This is a genomic window from Bifidobacterium longum subsp. longum JCM 1217 (genome assembly GCF_000196555.1).
In the GTDB taxonomy this organism is placed as follows: Bacteria; Actinomycetota; Actinomycetes; order Actinomycetales; family Bifidobacteriaceae; genus Bifidobacterium; species Bifidobacterium longum.
This window is the reverse complement of record NC_015067.1, coordinates 1-26,275: the sequence shown is the minus strand read 5'-3', so window position 1 is coordinate 26,275 and position 26,275 is coordinate 1. Positions and strand designations below refer to the sequence as shown.

Below are 26,275 nucleotides of genomic sequence, written 5' to 3'. Positions count from 1 at the left end.
GTGAGATCCCGTATCACGAATCGCGAGGAACCGTACTACGTGCTGCTGGACGAGGTGCAGTACGCGATCTCGGACGAGGAGATGCGCGGCGAGGAGCCGCCCCGTCTGTACGGGGTGCTCAACGGGCTGCTGCGCATGCGCAACGTGGACGTGTACGTGACTGGCAGCAACTCGAAGATGCTGTCCACCAACGTGATGACCGAGTTCCGCGGCCGCGGCGACGAGGTCCGCGTCCGCCCCCTGTCGTTCGCCGAGTTCATGCAGGCGTACGACGGCGACGTCCAGCACGGCTGGGCCGAATACGTGATGTTCGGCGGCATGCCGCTCACCTTGTCCATGAGAAGCGACGAGCAGAAGTCCCTCTATCTGAAGAACCTGTTCGAGGAGACCTATCTCAAGGACATCGTCTCGCGCAACGGGCTGCGCAGGTCGCAGGAGCTCGACGACCTGGTCGACGTGCTGGCCTCCTCCATCGGAGCCCTGACCAATCCGCCCAAGATCAAGGCCACGTTCGCCAGCGTGCTGCATTCCGGCATCAGCACGAACACCATCATGCAATACATCGGCCATCTCGAGGACGCGTTCGTCATCGAGGAGGCGAGACGGTTCGACGTCAAGGGACGCAAGTACATCGGCAGCCCGAAGAAATACTATTTCGAGGACATGGGGCTGCGCAACGCGCGACTGGGGTTCTGCCAGATCGAGCAGACGCACATCATGGAGAACATCGTGTACAACGAGCTGCGAACACGCGGCTACAACGTCGATGTGGGCGTGGTCGACCGGCGCGGCACCAGCGAAGGTGTGCCGTACCGCAAACGCCTCGAGGTCGATTTCGTGGCGAACCTCGGCAACCGGCGCTGCTACATTCAATCCGCATACCAACTGCCCACACCGGAGAAGGTCGCGCAGGAGAAGGCCTCGCTGCTCGAGATCGACGACAGCTTCCAGAAGATCGTCCTCGTACGCGACGTGGTCAAACCCGTCCGCGACGAACACGGCATCCTCACGATGAGCGTCTACGATTTCCTCCTCAACCCGGACAGCCTGACGATGTGACGCCGGACGGCCGGCAAATGCCCCGGAACGCAGCCCCCCCCCCACTCCTCGAACACCGGGCGGGTTCTAGTGATCGTTGCAACACCTGACCTACCGCAAGGAGGGTCAGGTGACCAGAAGCCACCGAAACGAAGACCGTGGCGGGGAACACCGTTGGACGTTCAACGGCGTCGAATATCCGACGAGGAAGCTGATGTGCGAGGCGAGACGCGCCGAGTACGTGCGCCTGCTGGACGAGGAAGGCATGAACTTCACCCAGGCCGCGCACGCGGTCGGCGTCTCGAAACGCACCGGCAAGGCGTGGCGCAACGGCAGGACGCGCGCCACGGGAAGGAACGAGTGTATGTGTTCAATAGGGAGTTGAGGTTTTAGTCACGTAGTTTTTTCGGGTTTAGGCAGAAAGGCATGCCGACCACCCGTGGGCCTTAGCCTGATGGTGCTTCGAATCCATTCGGGAAAGGGCCGGAAAGGCAAATGATCAGCATGCCCAAAATACAGTCTATCCGTCAGAGGCGCAGGAATGGGGAGTCCGTCGCCTCGATCGCGCGCGGCGAGAAGGTCAGCGAGCCGACCGTGCGCAAGTATCTCAAGGCCGACGACCTGTCGGCCAGGCCTCCGGTAAGGAGACGCCGTGGCTCGGTGCTCGACGAGTGGATTCCCGTGATCGAGGGCATGCTCGCCGAGGACCGGGAGACCTGGCACAAGCAACGTCACACGGCGACGCGCATCCACGAGCGGTTGCGTGACGAGTACGGGGTGGAGGCGTCGTTGTCGACGGTGACCCGGACGGTGGCCCGGTTGAAGCGTGAGTTCATGGCGGAGCGCGAGATGGGTTTCCTGGACCTGTCGTGGCATCCGGGCGAATGCCAGGCGGACTTCGGCCAGGTCGACGTGCGCTACCGGGGCGTCGTGACGCGGATGCGGCATTTCGTGTTGGATTTCCCGTACTCGAACATCTCGCCGTGCCAGCTGATGCCCGGGGAGAACGCGGAATGCACGTGTCAGGCTTTGCTTAACCTGTTCGAATGGCTGGGCGGGGTGCCCCGGCGCATCGTGTACGACAATGCCGCCGGCGTGGGCCGCCGACGGTTCGACGAGATCCGCCTGACCCGCCTGTTCCAGGCGTTCCAGGCCCATTACGGGTTCGAGTACTCGTTCTGCAACCCGTACTCGGGCCACGAGAAGGGCGCGGTCGAGGCCAGGGTCGGGGCCGTGCGCCGAAGGCTGTTCGTGCCGGTGCCCAGCGTGTGGAGCCTCGACAACTTCAACCTGCGCCTTCCCGACCGCTGTCTCGAGCTGGGGGACAAGGACCATTACAGGAAGGGCGAGAGCCAGGCCGGCCTGTTCGAGGATGATCGCAAGGCGCTGCTGCCCCTGCCCGCCAAGCCGTTCGACGTGGTCACGTGGACGAGGATGAAGGCCGACAAATACGGAAACGTCACCGTCCAGGGCCGCCACCGGTACGCGGCCGGACCCGAACACGCCGGCCATGAGATGATCGTCGGCCTGAGGGCCCTGGAGGTGGAGATCCTCGATGCCGAAGGCAAACGCGTGATCACGCATCCGAGGTCCTACGGGGACAAGCCGACCGACAGCGGCGACCCGTCGAGCCAGCTCGGGCTGTTGTGCGACCGGCCGGCGGCCTGGCGCAACAGCCGGGTGCGCGACGCGATGCCCGACCCGCTTCGCGAATGGATCGACGCGCAGGACGAGGCCACGCGGCGCGACAGCCTGCGTGCCCTGCTGCACGCCGACGGCGAGAGCGGCTGGCGGGCGGCCGTGGCCGGCATGCTCGAGATCCTCGAATCCACCGGAGGCACGGACCGGGCCGGGGTATGTCTGGCCGCGGCACGCCACGCCTCGGGCCTGGGACCCGTGGCCTACGACGACCCCGTGGACCTGAGCGAATACGACATCGCCTACACCAAGGAGGACGAGTGAACCAGAAGAACGGACGGACCGACCCCGGCCCGCTGCGCGAGCGGGCGAGGAGCCTGTTCATCTCGCAGGCCACCATCGACGAAACGCTCGAATGGGCCACGCCCCGCCAACTGGACGCCATCGACCGCATGCTCGCCACGGAACTGGCCAACAGGGAGGCCTCCAAACGGGCAAGGCTCATGCGCCAGGCCCGGTTCCCGGTGCCCAAAAGCCTCGACGGCTACGACTTCGCGAACGTGCGCCTGCCCGACGGATACACCAAGGAGCAGCTGACCGGCCTCGATTTCGTGGCCAAGGCGCAGGACCTCGTGTTCTACGGCAAGACGGGACGCGGCAAGACCCACCTGGCCACCGCCCTGGGCATGCTCGCCATCGAGCAAGGCAGGAGCGTGAGGTTCCGGCAGACCGCGGAGCTCGTGCTCCAGCTCGGCAAGGCCAAACGCGACGGCGCCCTCGACAACCTGCTCAAAGACCTCGCCCGTGCCGACCTGATCATCCTCGACGAGTTCGGCTACGTGCCCTTCGACATCGACGGGGCCCGCCTCCTCTACCAGATCATCGCCGGCAGCTACGAGCGGCGCAGCATCATCTTCACCACGAACATCGAGTTCAGCAAATGGGGGACGATCTTCGCCGACGACAAACTCGCCGCCGCGATCATCGACCGCATCGTCCACCACGGACGCCTCATCGAATTCACCGGCCCCAGCCGACGCGTCAGCCAGGCCCTCATGTTCGGCAAGACGGACAACCAGTAAAACAAACCACCGGCCGGCACTCCTCATGCCGAAAACCGAAAAAAATTAGTGACGAAACACGAAACACCGACTTGACTAAATACAAACGAGAAACCCCTGGTGGACTGGTATCGTTCCACCATGGACAAACCCAAGACCCTCCATCCGCGCTACCTGAGCCAGGAGGAGCGCATCCAGATCGCGGACCGTCTGCGTCTGGGCGATTCGATCCGCGCCATCGCCCGCCTGCTGGGCCGCGACCCCGGCACGGTCAGCCGCGAGGTCGAGCGCAACAGGAATCCCGAGTCCGGCGGTTACGAGCCTTACCGCGCCCAGCAGAAGGCCGCGGACCGGCTCAAACGCCCCAAACCGCGCAAGGCGGCCGAGGGCACGCGACTGTGGGACGAGATCGCCGCCGGGTTGCGCAGGCATTGGAGCCCGGAGCAGATAGCCAACCGGCTGAGGCTGGACTTCCCGGATAATGGGGATATGCACGCGAGCGTCGAGACGATCTACCAGGCCATCTACCTGCAGGCCAGGGGCGAACTCAAGCAGGAGCTGAAACGCGCCATGAGGCAGGGGCGAACCGCCCGCAGACCCCAAGGCGGCCAAGGCCGCAAACCCCGTTTCCGCGAACCCATGGCCATGATCTCGGAGCGACCCCCGGAGATCGAGGACCGGGCGGTCCCGGGCCACTGGGAGGGCGATCTCATCACCGGCAGCCGCAACAAAAGCGCCATCGGCACGCTCGTCGAGCGCACCACCAGGTTCACGATCCTGCTGCACCTGCCCGACGGGCACGACGCCGAACACGTCCAGCAGGCCATCATCGACAAGATGCAGCACCTGCCCAAACTCCTGCGCAACAGCCTGACCTGGGACCAGGGAGCGGAACTCGCCCTGCACAAACGGATCGGCGCCTCGCTGGACATGGCCGTCTACTTCTGCGACCCGCACTCCCCGTGGCAGCGCGGCACCAACGAGAACACCAACGGGCTCCTGCGCCAGTACTTCCCCAAAGGCACCGACCTATCCGTCTACCCGGAGGACTACCTCGACGCGGTCGCCGAGGAACTCAACGACCGGCCACGCAAAACCCTCGGGTTCATGAAACCAAGCGAGAAGATCATCGAACTGCTCGACGCCGCGTGATAACCTCAACAACCGACAACGTGACCATGGAAGGCCGCTCAAACCTCAGGTGTTGCAACCACCACTAGAATCTGCCCCGCCTTCGCGGTGGCCGAGGACACCATGACGAGACAGCCGAGCATGATGGCACCCAGCAGAGGGTGCCGAAGTTCGCGATGACGTACTGCCACAGGTCCGCCCCGTCCGTGTAGCCGTCGAAGCGCAGCGCCGCGACGGGGACGAGAAATCCGTCAAGCGCATGCGCGGCGGCAGATACACCGTCCTGAAGAACCCCGGCAAGCTGACCGACAGACGGTCCGAGGCGTCCGGGAACCTGCGGGACACGGACCCCAAGGGCCGGCCCTACCGTTCATGGCGGCTCAGGGAACCCCTCCGGACGATGCCCAAACGACCGGCGACCAGGCCCGGACCGAACTGAACCGCCGGGTGTTCCGGGCGTCCCACAGCCGCATCCCCGAGATCGTCGAACCCGCCCGGAAGATCCGCCGTCATGGGCCCGACATCCTCGGGACAATCGAATTGGGCTGTTCAAACGCCAGGCTCGAGGCGTCCGACAACAGGATCAAGGTCACCATCCGCATGGCCTACGGCTTCCACCACGCGAACAATCCCATCGCGCTTGTCATGCTCCGCCGCGGCGGACTCGACATACGCCCACCACAACCAAGAACCCAACCCACGAAAACAGCAGAAGCCTCATATGTATTGGACATTTCTGCGCAGAGAGGGAGGTGTAACCGCAGCATTACGGTGTGAGAACGCAAGGTTACGTAGCTGGGCATTGACCGTCGAGCCGGCAATCATGGCGCAAGCGACAATCGCGACACGCCGTTATTGACATACCGCCGTTCAATGGTATTGTAATCACTTGTGCGCTTTTGAAGCGTATGGATCGGGCCCGTAGCTCAGCTGGTTAGAGCGCATCCCTGATAAGGATGAGGTCGGAGGTTCAAGTCCTCCCGGGCCCACAGGAAAAATGAAGCGGCCGCGAGCCGCTCTTTTTTTCTCACGGGGCTATAGCGCAGCTGGTAGCGCATCTGCTTTGCAAGCAGAGGGTCGCCGGTTCGAACCCGGCTAGCTCCACAGACAACCCTTGGAATAATACCGATTCTGAGGGTTTTTGCGTTCTTGTTCGAGGGATTCTCCCAGTCCGCCATGGCCCTCTCCATCGAAAAAGGGGTGGTCCTGTTAAGGACCACCCCTCGAGGATTCAGACCAACCGCGTGGTCATTGTCGCTCCGTCTTCATGGAACGGTACACGAAAATCCTTCGCCTTGCGGCGATATCGCCCGGACCCGGAGGACTACACCTTCCTCTCGGGTGGAAGGTACCGGCAGATAATTGGCTCTTCCGGTTTTGGTGTGTAGGGGGATGCTTATAGGTGGGCTTGTATGGTGTGTCTGAAGCCGCCGGTGTGGAGGAGGCTGCGGGTCACGCCAAAACCGGAAGAGCCGGATGATTCCCTGCAAGCCGATCACGCCAACCCGACCCGACGACTAATCAGATTGAGGACGGCTGAATTAAGCTTGGGCCCTCATGATACGACATGTCCTGCGACCGACGCCAGACACAACGGCAGCATTCTGCCCACCATAGGGCGTGTCTTTAACCAGAAAGTACCCTCAAATACGTTCAGCAAGATATATGCACGCAGAACAGCCCTTCCGCATTATCTTATTTGACATAGAGCATGCCCCTTCCATTCCACAGAATCAAGCAAATAAACGAGCGGAGAGACTGGACACACCGCAAAACAATGGCCCAACCCCTCCGCTCGTTTGTTATGGAAGGAAGAGGGATGAATAAGTATGTTTACTTCACTGACTTGATGAAGACGATCAGCACCGCGCCAATCAGCGAGCAGACCGCTGCAAGCGGGAAGAGTGCGTGATAGCCCACCGAGGAAATTAGCGCCGCCGCAACATCCCACGCACCATATTCAGGACAAATCCAGTCCGTTGTTGTCCTTGGCTTTGCTCACCATATCAGTCAAATCGGGGTCGTCCACAGACACCGCGTTCTGCTGACTGAGCGTCAACGATAGCGAGCCATTATAGGAGTCGCCGTATTCGTCCTTGCCGGACACGCTTATGGCAATCGAATTCATCAGACGCTTTCTGCCGTAGTTCAGATCCACGGTGATAGTCGGCATCTCCGGCTCTTCATCCGTGCCGAAATCCCAGTTGCGCACATTATCGAGCGCCTGACGGTACTCATCTTCAGCATCGTCCACGCCGGCATCCTCGATTTGCTGAATCACCCAGGATTTCAGATGCGGATACTGCGCTTCATGACTGATCCAGTAATTCACGAAATGCTGAGACAACGCTTTGATATCGATTTGGTACGACAGCTGCGTATTGCCGGCAGACTTGGCAGACGATGTATTCGGGAACAGCTGGCTGCGCACATTCTTATCTTCCAGCTCCACGCCGAAATATTGTTGGATGAATTTGCTGGCCTCGGCCTTCACCTCGGCAGACGTTTTCGTGCCCTTGGCCCGGTCGATGTCGTTCGAGTACCCATCGTCGTTCATCTTGTCCAGCTGATCGTAGAACGTTTGCTCCGCGCCGGTGATGTCCCAAGCACCGTTCTTGACCAACGCATCCTTGACGTTCAATATCAAGTCCGCCACATCACTACCAACGCCGTTCCTTAAGTCATCTTCATATTGGTCGGCCGGGTAGTAGATGTAGTAGGGGTCGTCATCATACCAAACGTTTTTCCCGGCGAATGCGCCTTTGTGCCAAGCGAGGGTTGTTGCCTGTTCATCTGTCTTGATGGTCACAGACGCGGAGGAGTCATTGGTGGTTTTGCCCCAGCGAATACATGCCAGACATCCGCGCGTCAAGGGAGTCGTCAGTGCTGCTGTGGGTTCTGAGTTCGTATTTGGTGCTGCGCAGAGTGGACAGCGAGTTGATCGCGTCGAAGGTGACGACCAGCGGATTGGTGGGCTGGAAGCCCAGCATCGCTTTGACGGCGGTGAAGTTGGGGACGATGAATGCCAAGGCCGCCACCAGAATCGTCGCAAGCAATGCGCAGAGAACGGCGATCAGCTTCTTGCTGGATTTGCGCGGCGGTGCCAGGACGGCGGTTGCATCAGTCGCCTGATATGCGGCAGGAGCGGGAATCGGCAAAGCTGGCAAGGGAGCAGTTGGTGCCGGCTGTGGGGCAGCGGGCGCGGCGTAAACCGATGGGGCAACCGGCGCGGCTGGTATCGATGGTGGTACTGAAGGCGCTGGCACAGCAGGTGCCGGTATCGACGCAGTCGGTACGGCTGACGATGCGGCCGGCACTGGTACAGACGCAACCGGTGCGCTGTCTACAGACGCTCCACATGCCGGGCAAAATCGTGCCGGCCTATCAACTCTATTTCCGCAGTGGCCGCAGTACGCCATCGTGTGCTTCTCTTCCTCAAATCGGCTTGATTGCCATTGCTTCAATGTTACTCTTCAGCATTACGCCTCAGCCAGCCCCTACGCGTAACGATACGAAACGCGGCAGCCTTAATGCGGTTGTTTTGACGCGATGCCAACATCGAGCTCTGGCCAACGTTCTGGTACTCGGCTACATCTTGCTGCGAGCCAAGAAGCAGGCCATCGCTCGCGCCGACGAGGCCGAATGGCGGCCTAGCCTCGCTTTAAGCCTCAGGCCAGCACCTCCATGGGGTGATAGGTGGCGGTGTGGTGGCCGGTGATGGGGTTCCATACCCGTTCGGCGAATGCGCGCAGACGGGCGACGCCCTCACGCAGCTCGCCGGCATCTCCGGCGTAGGAGAGGCGCACGAAGCCGCGCCCCTCCTCGCCGAAGGCCTCGCCGGGGACCACGGCCACGTGCTCTTCGTCCAGCAGACGGTCTGCGAATTCACCGGAGTCAAGGCCAGTCAGGCGTACGTCCACAAAGGCGTAGAACGCACCTTGCGGTTCAATCAAGCGCAATACCGGGCATCCGGCCAGACCGTCCAGCACGATCTGGCGCTTGGCGCGGTATTCCTCGCGCATGGCGGCCACATGATCCTGCGGACCGGCCAGTGCTGCCACGCCTGCGTATTGCGCCAAGGAGTTCACCGAGGAGTGCATGAGTTCGGCGATTTTACCGGTCTGTTCGATGACCGCTTCGGGTGCCAGCAGGTAGCCGATGCGCCAGCCGGTCATCGCGTAGGTTTTCGACAGGCTTTCCACCACAATGGTGCGGTCTTTCATGCCCGGCACCGCGGCAATCGATGGTGCCACGGCTGCCTCTCCCCCAAGCGTTTCCCCGAACGTTTCCCCAAACACGAACGGATGGTAAACCTCGTCGGAGATGGCCCAAATATTGTGCTGCTTGCATACTTCGGCAATACGCGCCAGTTCAGCGGCAGAAGTTACCGCGCCGGTCGGATTGCCGGGTGAGTTGATGATTACGGCGCGGGTGCGCGGGGTGATCGCCGCTTCGATGTCCGCCGCGTTCACGCGCATGCCGTGCTCCGGACGCAGCGCCACGGTGACCGGGCGGCCGCCGCACAGCATCACTTCGGCGTCATAGGAAGTGAAGAACGGCGAGGGAATAATCACTTCATCGCCGGTGCCTACCACGGCTTTCAGCGCCAGAAACAGGCCAATCGTGGCACCGTCAACGGCTTGAATCTCGGTTTCGGGATCATAAGTGAGTCCCTTCACACGGGCGGAGTAATCGGCCACGGCCTTGCGGTATTCGGGGACGCCGAGCACGTTGGTGTACCGAGTGCGGCCAGCCTGTGCGGCCTCGCAAGCGGCCGCCACGATATGCGGCGCGGCCGTGGCGCTGGGCTCCCCCACGGTCAGTGAAATCGCGTCAGGCACGCGCTCTACACGGTCGAATACGTCTCGGATGCCGGAGCGCGGGATATTCAGGGCTTCGGCGGACAAGCTCGCGGGCTTGGCGGTCGGCACAGCAACCCGTCTGGCAGCAGGCACAGCAGCAGATGCAACTTCGGACAGAGGCATGTTGGAAAACTTCTGCATATCATCCCTCCTCAATGGAATTATTTCGTCGTTCTCTTATTTCAGAAGGAATTATTACATTCAATTAGGACTTTAGGCATAAACATTCCACCACACAACAGAAAACACAGGAAGAACTACTGAAATTACCAGGCAAAATCGGAAAGCCATCGCATTCCGGCAACAGGTACAGTGAACACAGAGCACAACGAACGGAGAAGACACCATGACCGCGATTGACGAGACCGACCAGCGCATCCTCACCATGCTGGAGGCCGACGGCCGCGCCACGCTCGCGCAACTGGCCCAGGCGACCGGACTGTCCGTCTCCGCCGCCCAGTCGCGCGTGCAGAAGCTGGAGAAGCGCGGCATCATCAAGGGATACAAGGCCATCATCGACCAAGAGCAGCGTGGCTTGCCCATCAGCGCGTTCGTCAACGTGACCCCGCTCGACTACTCAGCCGAATCCTCGATTCCGGACAAGCTGAACAATATCGACGGCATCGTCTCCTGCTATTCGGTGGCCGGCGCCCCCAGCTTCGTACTGGTGGTACGCGTGGCCTCCCCCACCGCCCTTGAGGAATTGCTCAATCTCATCCACCGCACGGTGCCGGTAAGCACCGAGACCACGATGATTCTGCAGACCTACTTCGCGCACTGACCGCGAACCCGGTAACCTGCGCGCCGAAGACCTCGGCCCCTACGGCGCACGATTCCCAACGGGCACATCCGACATCACCCAAGTCCACCTTTATGTCCACTATATGAACGCACCTTCGGTGTGATGCAGCTTCCATTTCGACCCGATTCACGCACAGACAGACATCCAGCAATCGCCGAAAAATCTAACAAACGGAAACTTGAACCACCCCATAACCACGCCGATAGCTTTCCCGTTATCCGAGCGAGACTCTATGCAGCAAGGGCCTGCGCGCATAGAATAAAACCGTCTTAATTCCCTAGCAAATCGAGGAGAATCATGCTCACTGACGAGTACATCAAGCGTGTCTACGACCAGGTCGTTGCCCGTGACGGCGATCAGCCGGAGTTCCTGCAAGCCGTTCGCGAGGTCTTCGAGACCCTGCAGCCGGTTGTCGAGAAGCACCCGGAGTACGAGAAGGCCGGTGTACTGGAGCGCATCGTCGAGCCGGAGCGCACCATCAAGTTCCGCGTGGCCTGGGTTGACGACGAGGGCAAGGTTCAGGTGAACCGCGGCTACCGTATCCAGTTCAACTCCGCCATTGGCCCGTACAAGGGCGGACTACGCTTCCACCCGACCGTGACCGAGTCCGTCGTCAAGTTCCTTGGCTTCGAGCAGATTCTCAAGAACTCCCTGACCACGCTGCCGATGGGCGGCGGCAAGGGCGGTTCCGACTTCAACCCGAAGGGCAAGTCCGACGCTGAGGTCATGCGCTTCTGCCAGGCCTTCATGACTGAGCTGAGCCGCCACATCGGCCAGTTCACCGACGTTCCCGCCGGCGACATCAACGTCGGTGGTCGTGAGATCGGCTACCTGTTCGGCCAGTACAAGCGCATCCGCGACGAGTACTCCGGCGTCCTGACCGGTAAGGGTCTGGAATTCGGCGGTTCCCTGGCCCGCACCGAGGCCACCGGTTACGGCGTGTGCTACTACACCCAGGAAGCCCTGCGCGTGCTGCGCAACGACTCCTTCGAGGGCAAGACCGTCGTGATCTCCGGCTCCGGCAACGTGGCCACCTACGCCGCTCAGAAGGCTGAGCAGTTGGGCGCCAAGGTCGTCACCGTCTCCGACTCCAACGGCTACATCTACGACCCGAACGGCATCAACGTCGAGGTCGTCAAGCAGATCAAGGAAGTCGAGCGCGGCCGCATCAAGGAATACGCCGAGCGCGTTCCGGGCTCCGAGTACCACGAGGGCAGCAAGGGCGTGTGGACCGTCAAGGGCGACATCGCTCTGCCGTGCGCCACCCAGAACGAGGTTGATGGCGAATCCGCACAGAAGCTCGTGGACAACGGCGTGACCGTGGTCGTCGAGGGTGCGAACATGCCGTCCACCCCGGAGGCCATCGAGGTCTACCAGAAGAACGGCGTGCTGTACGGCCCGGCCAAGGCTGCCAACGCCGGTGGCGTGGCCGTCTCCGGCCTGGAGATGAGCCAGAACAGCTACCGCCTGTCTTGGACCTTCGAAGAGGTCGACGCCAAGCTCAAGTCCATCATGGAAGAAATCGTCGCCAACTCCCTGGCCGCCGCCAAGGAATACGGTCACGAGGGTGACCTGATGCTCGGTGCCAACGCCGCAGGCTTCGTCAAGGTCGCCAACGCCATGGTTGCCCAGGGCGTGCTGTGACGCTTGCCGCTGAGCAATCGCTGAGCAGTGCTGAGCAATACTAAGCAGTACTAAGCAGTAGCGTAATGCCCTTGCTTCCCCGTGAGGAGGCAAGGGCATTGCTATATGTACAACGAGCAACAAGTGCTATCCCAAATACGTAAGCATTACGCACCACTATACGAGTGAATTCTTGGATATGATCATCGATCCAAGCTAACTGCATTCAGAGGGGTACTGAATATGGGAAACCCCGAGTATAAACGCCGTCATTGCAACGCTTATACTCGAGGTTTCGTGGTTCAGGTACCCCTTTGAAAGCAGTTGGCTTTCTGCAAAGCCATCAATGTACCTCTTTCAACGGAGATAGCCCCCCGTCTACAAGGTCACCAGGTCCGGTTCGCAGCAACGCTTTCAATCACTGCTGGCGATTGCGGCGCACTGCTACCAGCGCCAAGCCAGCAACGAGCAGCGGCACGGCGACTACAACCACCGCAATGATGGCCGAGCCGGTTTCCGGCATGGTGTCGGCCTTGGCCGCCGAATCCGCGTTAGGCGAGGCGTTGCCGCCCGGCTGAGTCGGCTGCACATCAGTGCCGGTCGAGTAGTTCGGGTCGTAAGCGAATGGCCACGCGCCATCCGGCACAACCCACTGACCAGCCGCCGAGCCGAAGCCCAGTGCCGCGAGCAATTCAGCACGCTTCGCCTGCACCTGAGCCTCATCCAAAGCAGACATCGAGCCGAGCACGACGTTCTTATAATCAGCCGGATCAAGCAGCGCGCCGGTTTCATCGTGGCTGGCGTATTCCGCGAATCGCACATCATCGTGGAAGGTCACGTCCACGCTTTTGCCGCTCTGGTTCTTGCTGGTCCACACATTCCAACGATTCTTGGTGATCTTGCTGGACATCGTGCTGTCGAGGTAGGTCACGGCCGAGGAAGTGTCCGTATACGCCGAGTTCTTCGTACCCAAATCCACGCCGGTCACATAGCTGCTGCCGTCGCCCTTACGCACCTGCGTGTACTGCGCGAACGTCTGCCACGGGCGGCCCAGCGAAAGCTTGGCATCGTCGTCATATGCTGCGGCAACGGTCAAGTTGCAGCGGTCAAACACCAGGCCCACGCCGGACTTCTTGGTGTTGGCGGCGGTGAAGTAGCCGTTGTTCTTGCCGGCGAACGCGGCCATGTGCAGCTCGGTGCCGGCGAAGTAGGCGTTGGCGTCGCCGAACACGAAATCAACCGTGCCTTCGATGTAGCCGCCGTCCACGTACACGCGGTTGCCGGCGCCCTGCACGTACAGAGTGTCCTGACGGCCGATGATGCGGCTGTTCTTCAGGTACACCTTGTCTGCCTGGGTGTTCAGCGCCACGGCCGGCGTCTGCTCGCCCGCCGCCGTGTGATCCACCACGTTGTAATCGTTCTGGAAGGTGATGCCGTAGGCGGAGAAACCTGTGGCACCCGCGCCAATGGTCACGGTGGCGCACTTGTTGGTGCCAAGGTCGAATTCATCCTGCGGCACAAACTTGCCGTCGGCATCGAATGTGTTGGACGAATAGTAGCTGGCGCGAATCGTCACCGCGCGCTTGGCGGTCACGTCGGCGTTGGCGAAGGTGACGCCCGGCTTGGTCACGGTGATCTTCTCGCGATAGTCGCCCGGAGTGATCTTCAGCACTAGTCGGTCGGTTTCGGAAGAGTCGTTAGCATCCAGAGCGGCTTGAATGGTCCGGTACTGGCCGTTCGGGCCCACGGTGACCGTGTGGCTGGTGGCGGCGGGGGAGCCGGCCGCGTAGTCGATGGCGATGCCGGTCAGGTACAGGCTGCCCGTGCCTTCAACGGAGAGCGGCACGTAGCGCGTGCTGTCGGTTGCGATGGTTACAGCAGTGCCGGTGGTGATGTCCGTACCGTCGAGCTTGAGCGTAGGACCGTACAGCTGGCCCTTCACGGTGACTGTAGCGCCGCCCTCGGCCTGTGCGACCGGAATGTACAGGATGGTTCCAGCGTTCACCTGAGTATCGCTGCCGCCGCTTGCCGCGGTAGTACGCGGGTTGAACTTGGCGCCTTGCGCCCGAGCGTCGATGGCGACGCCTTGGTAGTTGTCGGTAGGCCCTGCACGGCCGGTCGATCGATGCCGGTTTCCGTGAAGTCCCAGTTCGTGTCTTTGGCCGCGACCGTGGGCGTACCGGGGAACTCGGGTTCCGGCTGCTGTTCGGCAAGGGCGATGCCGTTGAGATAGGTCTGGGCAGTGAAGGTGACGTTTACCGTACGAGCCGACTCCGCAGCAGGCAAGGCGATAACTGTGTTGTCGCTGCTCACTTCACCGGCATCCGCGGTAATAGTGGTGGTGCCGCCGGACAACGCAAGGGTGATGGTGGCTGTATTGGTGTGGGCTGGCACCGGGATGCTGATGATGGTTCCGGCGTTGATCTGGGTGTCATTGGCGCGCGGCGCAAACTTGGCACCGTTTGCAGTGGCATCGATGGTCAGCCCGTCGAACGTCTGGGATCCGCCTTGTATAGTGCCGAGAGCCGCCAGCTCAGTGTTGTTCGCGGGATTCAGCACCCATTCGCGATTGATGGATTCCGCGGCTTGCGTGCTGCTGGTGGTGCCGGTGCTCGGCGACGTTGCTTCCGCGGCCGATGCAGTGGCTGCCGCACCGCCAAATATCATGCTTGCAGCCAACAGCACACCGGCAGCACGAATAATGGTGTTTTTCATGGGTGTTCTCTCTTATGTATCGATGTACAACAACGAAAGCCGCTTTCGGAACACCCGAGTCGGTTTTGCAGCCTGAAAGCAGGGCTTCACCTGCTGAGGGGAACACGACTATCGGGCATTTCCCAGCCTGTCTTCGCGTTCAAAATATCACCGAAAAAAATGCGACTGGAACCCCGTAGCACAACAAGAAAAAAGGGGGTGCACCCCATGTGTTGGGATGCACCCCTAAGTGGTCAATAAGGGGGAGTTGGAATGGGACTCATGACTCCCCCCCAGCGGCGCCAAGCTGCCACACGCTGGCAGACCAACACCACTGTGTGCATTCTCTGCGTCGGCGGCAGTCCAAAACTTGGCCCAGCAACGACGCTTGCTGTGCCCAGCGTCGGCAGAGGGCCAAGAATTGGACGCATACGACACAGAACGCACCCTCAGCGTCGGCAGAACTCCAAGATCTGTACCGCTGACGACGGTAAGCCCTCCACAGCGTCGTCAGAGATACAAAACCTGTCCCAACACCGACGCCTGCCACCCCCAGCGTCGCCGGAGTCCCAAGTCTCGGCCCAGCAACGACGCCTACGAACCCCACACATAAGAAACCGCACCTCCGATCATCGAATCTGAATTACTTCAGTCCAACAACCGGGGTGCGGTTCACTGAGGGGAGTTCCGTCAGTATAGCTATATCAGTCGTCGCCGAGCGTGACGTGCACGCCGCCGACCAGCGAGCTGACCACGTTGTAGATCAGTGCCGCAATGGTGGCCAGCAGGGTGAAGATCACCACTTCAACAATCGAGAAGATGGTGACGCCGGAGACCACGGTGGTAAGGGACAACACGTTCTTGAGATCGAAACCGCCTGCATCAAGACCGGTGGAAGACACAATCTGCGTAATCTGGCTGAATACACCGACCACATCAAGCAGCACCCATACGATCGCGGAGGCAACGACCTGAATAATCGCCACGGCGATGGACAGCATGAACGTCACCTTGGCCACGGACCAAGCATCCACGCGGGTCAGCGACAAGCTCATGCGGCGAGCCCTGGGGGCGCTACGGCGAGGTGCCGGACGCACGGGAGTGGCGGCACCTGAAGAAGGCAACGCGGATTCTTCCGGATCGCTGGACACGGAGCGTGCCACGCGGGGAGCGTGCTCAGTACCGATCAGCGGCTCGACATGCTCGTTCTGCGTATTGCCGACTGCCGGCGGTATGATCCGGGGCTCGTTGTCTTCGAGATTCTCGCTCATCGTTTCTCCTTAACAGGCTTGGCGGTAGCCTCTGCTGTATGCGAGGCTACCAGCTTTTCAGGACGCTGCTCACGCCTCGTCCGCGTTGTTCACATTCTCGCCGGATTGTGCGGTCTCGGCGGTGCCGTTCGCCGCGGCATCGCCGCCATCCTCGGGCTCGTCCTTCTCCTCGTTACGGGCGATGGAGAGAATCGTGTCGCCCTTGTCGGGCTTGGCAAAGGTCACGCCCTGGGTGTTGCGCCCGGTGCGTTTGACTTCGTCCACGTTGGAGCGAATCACCTTGCCGGACTTCATGATGGCCATGACCTGATCGTCTTCGGACACCACGAGCGCGCCGACCAGAGCACCACGGCCCTCGACCAGTTGCACGGCCTTGATACCCAGGCCATTGCGGCCCTGCAGACGGTATTCGCTGATGGCGGTGCGCTTGGCGAAGCCCTCGTTGGTGACCACGAACAGGTCCTTGTCGGAGTCGCCAGGGACCACATCCATGGCCAGCAGGCTGTCGTCGTTACGGAACTTCATGCCCTGCACGCCGGCGGTCTGGCGGCCCATCGGGCGCAGCTGCTCGTCGTCGGCCTGGAACTTGAGGCTCATGCCGAGTTTGGAGACCAGGATGATGTCGTCCTCGGCGTTGCACAGCGCGGCGCCGATGAGCTCGTCGGCGTTCTCGCCGTTCTCGTCGGCCATGAGGCGCACGGCGATCAGGCCGCCCTGGCGCGGGGAATCGTACTCGGCCAGCGGGGTCTTCTTGACCTTGCCGGAACGGGTGGCGAGCACCAGATACTTGGCCACCTCGTAGTTCGGGATGGACAGCACGGTCTGGATGGACTCATCAGGCGCGAACTGCAGCAGGTTGGCCACGTGCTGGCCCTTGGAGTCGCGCGAGCCCTCGGGCAGCTCGTAGGCCTTGATGCGGTACACGCGGCCCTTGTTCGTGAAGAACAGCAGCCAGTTGTGCGTGGAGGTCAGGAAGAAGTGATCCACCACGTCGTCCTCGCGCAGCTTGGTGCCCTTGATGCCCTTGCCGCCGCGGTGCTGGGAGCGGTATTCGTCGGCCTTGGTGCGCTTAATGAAGCCGGAGTGGGTCACGGTGACCACCACGTTCTCTTCGGCGATCAGGTCTTCGACGTTCATCTCGCCGGAGAACGGCAGGATCTTGGTGCGGCGGTCGTCGCCGTACTTGGCGACGATCTCGTCGAGCTCGTCGCCGATGATCTTGCGCTGGCGTTCCGGCTTGGCGAGGATGTCGATGTAGTCGGCGATCTTGCGCTGCAATTCCTCATGCTCGGCCACGATCTTGTCGCGGTTCATGCGGGTCAGCGTGCGCAGCTGCATGGCCAGGATGGCGTCCGCCTGCACCTGGTCGATGTCCAGCAGCCCCATAAGGCCCGTACGTGCGGTGTCGGTGTCTTCGGAGGCACGGATGAGGGCGATGACCTCGTCCAGCATGTCGAGGGCCTTCAGATAGCCCTGCAGGATGTGGTCGCGCTCTTCGGCCTCGCGCTTCAGGTACGCGGTGCGGCGGGCGATCACGTCGAGCTGGTGGTTCACCCAATGGCGGATGAAGGCGTCCAGGCTCAGCGTGCGCGGCACGCCGTCGACCAGCGCCAGCATGTTGGCGCCGAAGGTCTGCTGCAGCTGGGAGTGCTTGTACAGGTTGTTCAGGACCACCTTCGGCACGGCGTCGCGCTTGAGCACGAGCACGAGGCGCTGGCCGGTACGGCCGGAGGTCTCGTCGCGCATGTCGGCGATGCCCTGGATCTTGCCGTCGCGCACGGCCTCACGAATGGAGACGACGAGGCGGTCCGGGTTGACCTGGTAGGGCAGTTCGGTGACCACCAGGCACATACGGCCGTTGATCTCCTCAGTGTTGACCACGGCACGCATGGTGATCAGGCCACGGCCGGTGCGGTAGGCCTGTTCGATGCCCTTGTGGCCGAGGATGGTGGCGCCGGTGGGGAAGTCCGGTCCCTTGATGATGCGGATCAGGTTTTCCAGCAGTTCCTCGCGGCTGGCGTCCGGGTGGTCGAGCGCCCAGTGGACGCCGTCCGCCACCTCGCGCATGTTGTGCGGCGGGATGTTGGTGGCCATGCCGACGGCGATGCCGGCGGAGCCGTTGACGAGCAGGTTCGGGAAGCGGGCCGGCAGCACGGTCGGCTCCTGGGTCTTGCCGTCGTAGTTGGGCACGAAGTCGACGGTGTCCTTGTCGATGTCGCGCACCATTTCCATGGCCAGCGGGGCCATACGGCATTCGGTGTAACGCATGGCGGCGGCCGGGTCGTCGCCGGGGGAGCCGAAGTTGCCCTGGCCGTCGACGAGCATGTTGCGCATCGACCAGGACTGGGCCATACGCACCAAAGTGTCGTAGATGGCGGAGTCGCCGTGCGGGTGGTACTTACCCATCACGTCGCCGACCACGCGGGAGCACTTGTTGTAGCCGCGATCGGGGCGGTAGCCGCCGTCGTACATCGCGTAGATCACGCGGCGATGCACGGGCTTCATACCGTCGCGCACGTCCGGCAGGGCGCGCTCGACGATCACGGAGAGGGCATACGCCAGATAGGACTCGCGCATCTCCTGCTGCAGGTCCTTGCGCTGGATGCGTTCGCCGGTGTCCATCAGGCCGTAGTCGGTAGTGTCCGCCTCCTGCGGGCTCAACGGCTCCATCGAGCCGTCCGGCGTGAACTGCTCGTCGCCGGTGTTGTTTTCATCTGCCACTGTTGTTCCTTTAGTTGTCTAAGTCCGTTGTGTACCTCCCTCTGACGAGGGAGGTTGGAGGATTCCGTTACGCATCGATCCAACGCACGTTCTTGGCGTTGCGCTGGATGAAGAGGCGGCGGGGTTCGACCTCATCGCCCATCAGCATCGAGAAGGTCTCGTCGGCCGCGGCGGCGTCCTCGATGTGCACCTGCTTCAGAATGCGGTGCTCGGGGTCCATGGTGGTCTCCCATAGCTCCTGGTAGCTCATCTCGCCCAGACCCTTGTAGCGCTGGATGCCTTCGCCCTTGGGCAGCTGGCGTCCGTTGGCCTTGCCTTCGGCGAGCACGCGGTCGCGCTCGGCGTCGGTGTACACGAAGTCGTGCGGGCCCTTGGTCCACTTCAGGCGATACAGCGGCGGCATGGCCACGTACACGTAGCCGGCGGTGATCATCGGGCGCATGTAGCGGAAGAACAGCGTCAGGTTCAGGGTGGCGATATGCGCACCATCCACATCGGCATCGGCCATGATGATGACCTTGTGGTAGCGGACCTTGGAGATGTCGAAGTCCTCGCCGTAGCCGCCGCCGACCGCGGTGATCAGCGATTCGATGGTGTCGGACTTCATCATGCGGTCCAGGCTGGCGCGCTCGGTGTTGAGGATCTTGCCTCGCAGCGGCAGGATGGCCTGCGTGATCGGGTTGCGGCCCTGGATGGCGGAGCCGCCTGCGGAATCACCCTCCACGATGAACAGCTCGCACTCTTCCGGGTTGTTCGACTGACAGTCCTTGAGCTTGTCGGGCATGCCGGCGGACTCGAAGATGGACTTGCGGCGGGTGTTCTCGCGGGCCTTCTTGGCGGCCAGACGGGCGCGGGATGCCTCGATGGCCTTCTGGATGATGTTCTTGGCCTCGGCCGGGTGGGCATCGAACCAGTCGCCGAGCTTGTCGGTCATCACGCGCTGCACGAAGGTCTTGGCTTCGGAGTTGCCGAGCTTGGTCTTGGTCTGGCCTTCGAACTGCGGGTTGGTGAGCTTGACGGAGATCACGGCGGTCAGGCCTTCACGCACGTCGTCGCCGGAGAGGTTCTCGTCCTTGTCCTTGAGGATGCCCTTGTCTCGCGCGTAACGGTTGACCAGCGAGGTCAGCGCGGCGCGGAAGCCCTCCTCGTGAGTGCCGCCCTCGGTGGTGGAAATCGTGTTCGCGAAGGTGTGCACGGCCTCGGAGTAGGCAGTGGTCCACTGCATGGCGAGTTCGGCGGAGATGCCGAGCTTCAGGTCTTCGGCCTCGAAGCTGATGACGTCCTCTTCCACCGGCATGGCCTTGCGCACCTTGACCAGATAGTCGACGTAGTCCTTGATGCCGTTGAGGTACTGGTAGGTGACGGTCTGGTGCTTTGCGCCGGGCTCGTCCGCGGCGTCGCCGGCCACCTCGTCGCCGGCCTGGTCGTTCTCACGCTCGTCGGTCAGGCTGATCTTGAGGCCCTTGTTCAGGAAGGCCATCTGCTGGAAGCGGGAACGCAGCGTCTCGAAGTCGTAGATGGTGGTCTCGAAAATCTTCGGGTCGGCCCAGAAAGTCACAGACGTACCGGTGGACTCGCCTTCGGTCATCGGCTCGCCCTGCTTCAAGGGCGCGGTGGGGTGCTGGTCGATGTACGTCTGGGTCCAGTGGAAGCCCTGACGGCGCACTTCGATGTCCACGCGGGTGGAGAGTGCGTTGACCACGGAGATGCCCACGCCGTGCAGACCGCCGGACACTGCATAACCGCCGCCGCCGAACTTGCCGCCGGCGTGCAGCTTGGTCATCACGGTCTCCACACCAGAGACGCCCTCGCCGGGCACCTCATCGACCGGGATACCTCGACCATCGTCCACCACACGGATGCCGTTGTCCGGCAGAATGGTGATCTCGATATGGCTGGCGTATCCGGCCAGCGCCTCGTCGACCGAGTTGTCGACGATCTCATAGACCAGGTGGTGCAAACCGCGCGGGCCGGTGGAACCGATGTACATACCGGGGCGGATACGCACGGCCTCAAGTCCTTCGAGCACCCTCAGATCGGAGGCCTCATAATGCTCGGGGGCCATGGATTCGTCAAGTTCGCCTTCGGTCAATTCCGCATTGTTGATGCGTTCCGCAGCCGCCTTCAGCTGCTCCTCTTTGCTGGTTTCGTCTGCCAACAGGCTTCCTTCCGTGACTACAGGGTCAACCTCCGTCATGAAGGTCATTCACGGAGGTGATATGGCTTACGAGGCCCGTAAAGGGCTCTTCTAGCCATTTGACCATACTGCATGTGATTTTACTCGTCTAACCCGACGAGCGCCATAGCGAGGCTTCTGCGAATTTGTTTGGTATCTTGGCTACCGCCGCCGAGCCCATTTGCGTGTGTATCCGGCGGCCGGGCCGGTCACGCGAATCTCGGTGATGGTCAATCCTTTGAGATTGCGACGGATGGTATCGGTGAGTTGGGGGATAAGGTAGGTCAGCTGCGTGGCCCAGACCGTGGATTCGGCGCGGATGGTCAGTACGCCGTCAGTGAAATCGGCGACTGCCGAATGGCTGGCGATGGCCTGACCCACCACTTGGTCCCAATGGTTGCGCAATTGCGCAAGCTTCATATTCGCCGTCCAGACGCCGTTGCCGGCGATGGTGGTCATCACGCTGCCCAGTTCAGCCGGATCGCGCCCCGGTTTGCCGAAGTTTTCGATGGCCTCTTCACGGCGGCGTCTGTAGTCCTTCAAGGTCGCCCCGCGACGGGAGAGCCGCTCGAATATTTCGGCCGGCAGTTTGGTCTCGTCCAGGTTGAGTTGGCGGGCGATCGGCGGGTTCATGACACTTTCCGTTCTACGGACGCGCTGTCCACCGCGGTTTTTTCGTCATACCCACCCAAACTCTCATTTTCCCGCGAATTGGACAAATTGCCCAGAGTTGGCAATATCACGGAAGCTGGTTCGTCCAGTGCGGCCACGTCGATGCGATGGGCCGATTCATAGTCGGGCACATCGCCTTCAGCGGCCACGGTAATCAGCACCTGATCCTGTTTTCTGGCGAAATCAAGAATCTGCGTGCGCCGGCTGTCGTCAAGCTGGGCGAACACATCATCGAGAATCACAATCGGCTGCAATCCCAACCGGTCACGCACTATTTCGAACAATGCCATTTTCAAGGCCAACGCCATCGTCCACATCTCGCCGTTCGAAGCGAACTCGCGGGCGGGAATACCGCCCAACTCAAGGTTCATGTCATCGCGCTGCGGACCGATAAGGTTCACGCCGCGAGCCACTTCACCGGGGTAGATGCGTTGGAAATGCTCGCTAATCTGCGGATGCGGATCGTCGAACATCAGCACTTCGTCGAATGAAGGCGCATAAGTGAGCGTCACCTGCTCGCCGGCACCGGCCAAGTCGGCGTAAATCGCGGCAAATGGCTCGGCAAGCAGACCGATCACATGAGCGCGCATACGGGTCAACGCCACACCGGCTTCGATGAACTGGCCGGTCCAGATTTCCAAACCGCTCAGAACCGCATCCATCGGCTGGCCATTGTTGACATTGGCATTCAATTGCTTCAACAATGTGGCACGCTGTTTGGCGATGCGCGTGAACTGTTGCAACGTCTGCATGTATCCGGGCTCGAGCAGAGCCGCAGCCTGATTCATCATGGTGCGGCGTGCTCCCGGATCGCCGGACACCAACCGCTGATCTTCGGGAGTGAAGGAAACGCTGGGAATCTTGCCGATGATATCGCGCAGATACAGCGACGACCCCGAGTTGATGCGGGCTCGGTTGGCACCACGCGCATGAATTGACGCTTCATACGTAGTGGTTTGACCGGCATCATCAGCGACGTTCGCGCGGATGGTGGCCGTGGTCTGCCCGCGTTCGATCAGCGGCAACGTGCTGGACGTGCGATGGCTCGATCCGGTGGACAGCACTTCGACGGCTTCCACCAGATTGGTTTTGCCCAGACCGTTCTTGCCGAACAGGATATTCACGCCTGGTACGAAATCGACCACTACCTGACTCCATGAGCGGTAGTGGTCGAGTGCGAGACGGGAGATGTGCATTAGCGAATCGTTGGAAATTCAGGGATTTCAGTTGTTAAAGCGCATCGGCACGAGCAGGTATCGGTAGTCCATGGACTCGTCGGAATCAGCTTCCTGCTGGCCATTGAACTCGACCGGCTTGACCGGGGTCGTCATTTTGATGCGCACGAATGGTTCGGTTACGGCGGACAGACCCTCCTTCAGGTAGGACGGGTTGAATGCCACGGTGATGTCGTCGCCATCCATGTCGATGTCCAGTGTTTCGTTGGCCTGAGCCTCGTCGACCGATCCGGCGGACAGCGCCACTTCCTGACCGGTGAAGGTCATGCGAATCGGAGCATTGCGTTCGGCGACCAAAGCCACACGGCTGATGGCGTCGAGCAAATCCTGCTTGTTGACTACGGCCTGAATCGGATATTCGTCGGCGAACAGGCGGTCGACCGCCGGGAATTCACCGTCGATGAGCTGGGAGGTGGAGACGCGGCCGGCGTTTTCGAAGCCGAGCAGCGTCGGGCTATCGGCATCGAAATCAAGGCGGATGTTCTGGTGCTCGTCAAGAGCACGGGCCACATCCTTGAGCAGGGAGCCGCGAACCAGCGTGGTGGTGTCGACGTCCGGGTTCTGCGGAGTCCAAGTGAAGGTGGCGCGGGCCAAACGGAAGCGATCGGTGGAGGTCATGACGACCTTGTCGCCTTGGAATTGCATGCGAACGCCGGTCAGTACCGGGCGGTTTTCTTCGCGGGAGACGGCAACGCACGCCTGGTTCACGGCCTGAACGAAAGTCGGGGCATCGACTTGGCCGAGCATGGCCGGTACCACAGGCAGATCCGGGTACTCGGTGTCGGGCATGAGCTGCAAGGTGAACTTCGACTTGCCGGACGTGATGGTCAGCGTGGAGCCGTCGGTGACCAGGTACGTTTTCTCCGAACGCAGCGATTTGGTGATATCGGCCAGCAGCTTGCCCTGAACCAGTACGGAACCGGCTTCGTCAACGCCGGCTTCGATGTGGTGGCGAGCGGAAATCTCGTAGTTGAAGGCGGAGAATTGCAGCGTTCCGTCAATGGCTTCCAGCTTGACACCAGCGAGAATCGGGTTGGAGGGACGTGCGTCGATGACTCGGGAGGTCCAGGCTACGGCGTCGGCCAGGGCTGCAGTATCGATTTCGACTTTCATGTGTGATTGTTCCCTTCGTCGGATTGGCTGAGAAATATTCTAGCCGTTAGGTGGCGAACTTACGTACGCTGGATGACCGGCTGTTACTATGGCGATGATGCTTTTCACGTAACTGAGTAAGTAATCGCCATAATAAGGCCGGTGGATAGTGTGGATAAGTAGGGCTGAGCCCTACAACTGCAACGGTTCATAAGTCCCTGAAAATTGTGGACAAATTCTGCATGGCTTGTGGATAAGTGGGCGAGTTTTCCACAGCCAGTTCGTCGAATTTGAGTTTTCCACATCGAGGTCGCGGTTATGCACGAGTTTTCCACAACAAAACAGTGGGTAATCCACGAGTTATCCGCCGAGTTTACCCACATCTGTGCACAACTATGTGGATAACTTTTTTGGTTTTCGCACTTTCGCACGGCGTGTTGAAGACTGTTTTTTCGTCGAGGAGAATCGATTCTGGAGACCGTTTTCGGCACTTTTTCCGTCTCGCTCGCCCAAACCCGCAAAATCGGTCCTCAGAATCGATTCTCTCGTTTCATGGTTTTTTGCGTGTTCCCCTTCGAAACTCCCCTCAGTCGTCTGCGCCGACAGATCCCCTCACAAAGGGGAGCCATGAGGAATCTAATGTCTCGAATCCGTTGCCTCGACGTATCCACCAGAATCCGCCTGAGCAACCAAAAACGGCACTTTTCGGAAAGTCAGTCCAAAAAGTGCCGTTTTTCGTCTCTCAGAAGCGTTGTGTCAGTTGGTGTTGCTTTGCTTGAGGCGAACCGTGAGCTCCATAACGTAGTTATAGATCTCCTGTTTTTGCTGCATTCGGTCACTGATTCGAGTGCAGGCATGCATTACTGTGGTGTGATCGCGTCCGCCAAAGACCTGGCCAATATCCATCAGGCTCATACTGGTCATTTCGCGAGCCAGATACATGGCGATCTGACGAGGAACAGCCACGTTTTTGGTTCGTGATTTACCGACAAGATCCTCAAACGTCAGGTGGAAGTACTTCGCCACCTGACTGATGATGTCCGTGGGCTTGATTTCCACATCGGTGGTGAAGAAGTCCTGCAACGTCTGCTCGGCCAAGGCGCGGGTCACCGGCTGATTACTCAGCGAGGCCACGGCCGTAACACGGGTTAGCGCGCCTTCGAGTTCACGAATGTTCTCGGTGAAGCGTTCGGCGATGAGGTCCAACACATCGCTGGGGATTTTCGAGCCGTTCATCGAGGCGATCATGCGAAGAATGGCGATTCGGGTCTCCAGATCCGGCGGCTTGACGTCTACGGTCAGGCCGGATTCGAAGCGCGAGATGAGTCGAGCCTCGAAACCCTTCAAATTCTTGGGCGCTACATCGGAAGCAATGACAATACGCTTATTTGCCTGATGCAGTGCATTGAACGTATGGAAGAACTGATCCAAGGTGGCTTCCTTGCCGCCGAGGAACTGGATATCGTCAATAAGCAACACATCAACCTGTCGGTATCGACGGTTGAATTCAGCAATCTGCCCCTGGCTTTGGTTCGGGTTTTGCAGCGCGTCAATGAATTCGTTCGTGAATTCCTCAGACGTGACGTATCGAACCTTCAGCCCGGGATCCTTGACCAGTGCATAGTTGCCGATGGCGTTCAGCAAGTGGGTTTTGCCCAGGCCCGATCCGCCATAGATACACAACGGGTTGAAATCCTGCCCGGAACCTTCGGCCACGGCCAGTGCGACCGTACGGGCAAAACGGTTGGAATCGCCGGGCACGAAGGAATCAAACGTGAAGTTCTTATTGAGATGAGTCTCGGGATCGCGATTCATCTTCTGCTGACCGACCGGGAACTGCGGCTCGGTGGCGGGCATCGGTTCCCGCGGTGCGGCTGCCGGCTTTGCACCATAGGATTCTTTACCGAATTCGGCGACAGTCGGAGAAATTTCCGAAGGATATGGCTGCGCCGGCTTTGCCTCCGAAAGCGGTTCGGGCTCGGTTTTCGGCACGACCTTGAACGCGGGAAACATATTTTCGCCGGTTACCGTACGCAATGCCTGAAGCAGGGAATCGTTCAAATCACCCTGAATGGCTTGAAGCGTGTCGTTGTTGTCCACACACAGCACGATGGTCGAACCGAAGACGCCTTCAGGAACAACGCCTTCCAACCAGCCTTTTTCTCGTGGGCTGAGCGAAGCGCTGTGTTTGAGCACCGTCAGCGTGTCTGACCAGATGTGGGCGGCCTCGATTACGGGGTCGCCGGAAGCGTTAACCAT

At 60.7% G+C, this 26,275-nt stretch carries 19 protein-coding genes, 2 tRNA genes and 2 pseudogenes; 10 read left to right on the top strand and 13 right to left on the bottom strand.

All coding sequences use genetic code 11. From position 1 onward, the window contains the following. The 8 genes and pseudogenes from BLLJ_RS00110 (at position 1) to BLLJ_RS00075 (ending at position 5,972) form a co-directional block, all read left to right on the top strand. A complete protein-coding gene (locus BLLJ_RS00110) occupies positions 1 to 1,059 on the top strand; it encodes an ATP-binding protein (RefSeq protein ID WP_007054571.1) in 1,059 nt (352 codons plus the stop codon). Positions 1,060 to 1,168: 109 nt separating this feature from the next. Next, a pseudogene (locus BLLJ_RS00105) lies at positions 1,169 to 1,399 on the top strand (helix-turn-helix domain-containing protein); the annotation flags it as partial. 143 nt (positions 1,400 to 1,542) lie between these two features. Next, the gene (istA, locus tag BLLJ_RS00100; RefSeq protein ID WP_013582292.1) at positions 1,543 to 3,000 is read left to right on the top strand and encodes an IS21 family transposase; all 1,458 of its coding nucleotides are present in this window, start codon (positions 1,543 to 1,545) and stop codon (positions 2,998 to 3,000) included. Beyond that, the gene (istB, locus tag BLLJ_RS00095; RefSeq protein ID WP_013582291.1) at positions 2,997 to 3,758 is read left to right on the top strand and encodes an IS21-like element helper ATPase IstB; all 762 of its coding nucleotides are present in this window, start codon (positions 2,997 to 2,999) and stop codon (positions 3,756 to 3,758) included. The genes istA and istB overlap by 4 nt, the downstream gene beginning before the upstream one ends. A 120-nt stretch (positions 3,759 to 3,878) precedes the next feature. Beyond that, positions 3,879 to 4,889: an IS30 family transposase gene (locus BLLJ_RS00090; protein ID WP_114555269.1), complete on the top strand. Its 1,011-nt coding sequence runs from the start codon at positions 3,879 to 3,881 to the stop codon at positions 4,887 to 4,889. Positions 4,890 to 5,240: 351 nt separating this feature from the next. Next, positions 5,241 to 5,645 (top strand): transposase, encoded by a 405-nt coding sequence (locus BLLJ_RS11350; protein ID WP_230473291.1) that lies wholly within the window; start codon positions 5,241 to 5,243, stop codon positions 5,643 to 5,645. A 138-nt stretch (positions 5,646 to 5,783) separates the two neighbouring features. Continuing rightward, positions 5,784 to 5,857, top strand: a tRNA-Ile gene (locus tag BLLJ_RS00080). A gap of 42 nt (positions 5,858 to 5,899) precedes the next feature. Next, positions 5,900 to 5,972: transfer RNA gene (locus BLLJ_RS00075), tRNA-Ala, on the top strand. Positions 5,973 to 6,828: 856 nt separating this feature from the next. Here the strand turns inward: BLLJ_RS00075 and BLLJ_RS00070 are convergent. The 4 genes and pseudogenes from BLLJ_RS00070 to BLLJ_RS00060 form a co-directional block, all read right to left on the bottom strand. Continuing rightward, entirely contained in the window at positions 6,829 to 7,677 is an 849-nt protein-coding gene (locus BLLJ_RS00070) for a hypothetical protein (RefSeq protein ID WP_013582287.1), read from the bottom strand. 13 nt (positions 7,678 to 7,690) lie between these two features. Further along, positions 7,691 to 8,026 (bottom strand): P-loop NTPase family protein, encoded by a 336-nt coding sequence (locus BLLJ_RS11060; protein WP_007051753.1) that lies wholly within the window; start codon positions 8,024 to 8,026, stop codon positions 7,691 to 7,693. Positions 8,027 to 8,221: 195 nt separating this feature from the next. Next, positions 8,222 to 8,287 (bottom strand): annotated as a pseudogene (locus BLLJ_RS11580) (zinc-ribbon domain-containing protein); the annotation flags it as partial. A gap of 249 nt (positions 8,288 to 8,536) precedes the next feature. After that, a complete protein-coding gene (locus tag BLLJ_RS00060) occupies positions 8,537 to 9,871 on the bottom strand; it encodes a pyridoxal phosphate-dependent aminotransferase (RefSeq protein ID WP_007056527.1) in 1,335 nt (444 codons plus the stop codon). Positions 9,872 to 10,076: 205 nt separating this feature from the next. On the opposite strand from BLLJ_RS00060, the gene BLLJ_RS00055 reads away from it, so the two are divergent. Beyond that, complete coding sequence (locus tag BLLJ_RS00055) at positions 10,077 to 10,511, top strand: Lrp/AsnC family transcriptional regulator (protein ID WP_007051756.1); 435 nt, start codon at positions 10,077 to 10,079, stop codon at positions 10,509 to 10,511. Between the two features lie 318 nt (positions 10,512 to 10,829). Further along, entirely contained in the window at positions 10,830 to 12,176 is a 1,347-nt protein-coding gene (gene gdhA, locus BLLJ_RS00050) for an NADP-specific glutamate dehydrogenase (RefSeq protein WP_007051757.1), read from the top strand. 397 nt (positions 12,177 to 12,573) lie between these two features. On the opposite strand, the gene BLLJ_RS00045 is transcribed toward gdhA, so the two are convergent. The 9 genes from BLLJ_RS00045 to dnaA all read right to left on the bottom strand — a co-directional run bounded on the left by BLLJ_RS00045 (position 12,574) and on the right by dnaA (position 26,275). Then, on the bottom strand, positions 12,574 to 14,160 hold the full coding sequence (locus tag BLLJ_RS00045) for a pectinesterase family protein (RefSeq protein ID WP_007054589.1): 1,587 nt from the start codon (positions 14,158 to 14,160) through the stop codon (positions 12,574 to 12,576). Continuing rightward, entirely contained in the window at positions 14,157 to 14,870 is a 714-nt protein-coding gene (locus BLLJ_RS00040) for a hypothetical protein (RefSeq protein ID WP_007051759.1), read from the bottom strand. Before BLLJ_RS00040 ends, BLLJ_RS00045 begins: the two co-directional genes overlap by 4 nt. 683 nt (positions 14,871 to 15,553) lie before the next feature. After that, positions 15,554 to 16,120: a DUF3566 domain-containing protein gene (locus BLLJ_RS00035; protein WP_007051760.1), complete on the bottom strand. Its 567-nt coding sequence runs from the start codon at positions 16,118 to 16,120 to the stop codon at positions 15,554 to 15,556. A 69-nt stretch (positions 16,121 to 16,189) separates the two neighbouring features. Next, positions 16,190 to 18,841 (bottom strand): DNA gyrase subunit A, encoded by a 2,652-nt coding sequence (gyrA, locus tag BLLJ_RS00030; protein WP_007051761.1) that lies wholly within the window; start codon positions 18,839 to 18,841, stop codon positions 16,190 to 16,192. A gap of 67 nt (positions 18,842 to 18,908) precedes the next feature. Further along, a complete protein-coding gene (gene gyrB / locus BLLJ_RS00025) occupies positions 18,909 to 21,047 on the bottom strand; it encodes a DNA topoisomerase (ATP-hydrolyzing) subunit B (RefSeq protein WP_173361534.1) in 2,139 nt (712 codons plus the stop codon). A gap of 132 nt (positions 21,048 to 21,179) precedes the next feature. Next, on the bottom strand, positions 21,180 to 21,650 hold the full coding sequence (locus BLLJ_RS00020; protein ID WP_007051763.1) for a DUF721 domain-containing protein: 471 nt from the start codon (positions 21,648 to 21,650) through the stop codon (positions 21,180 to 21,182). After that, complete coding sequence (recF, locus tag BLLJ_RS00015) at positions 21,647 to 22,885, bottom strand: DNA replication/repair protein RecF (RefSeq protein ID WP_007054593.1); 1,239 nt, start codon at positions 22,883 to 22,885, stop codon at positions 21,647 to 21,649. Before recF ends, BLLJ_RS00020 begins: the two co-directional genes overlap by 4 nt. Positions 22,886 to 22,912: 27 nt before the next feature. After that, complete coding sequence (gene dnaN / locus BLLJ_RS00010) at positions 22,913 to 24,037, bottom strand: DNA polymerase III subunit beta (protein ID WP_007051765.1); 1,125 nt, start codon at positions 24,035 to 24,037, stop codon at positions 22,913 to 22,915. A gap of 735 nt (positions 24,038 to 24,772) precedes the next feature. Continuing rightward, positions 24,773 to 26,275: a chromosomal replication initiator protein DnaA gene (gene dnaA / locus BLLJ_RS00005; RefSeq protein ID WP_007051767.1), complete on the bottom strand. Its 1,503-nt coding sequence runs from the start codon at positions 26,273 to 26,275 to the stop codon at positions 24,773 to 24,775.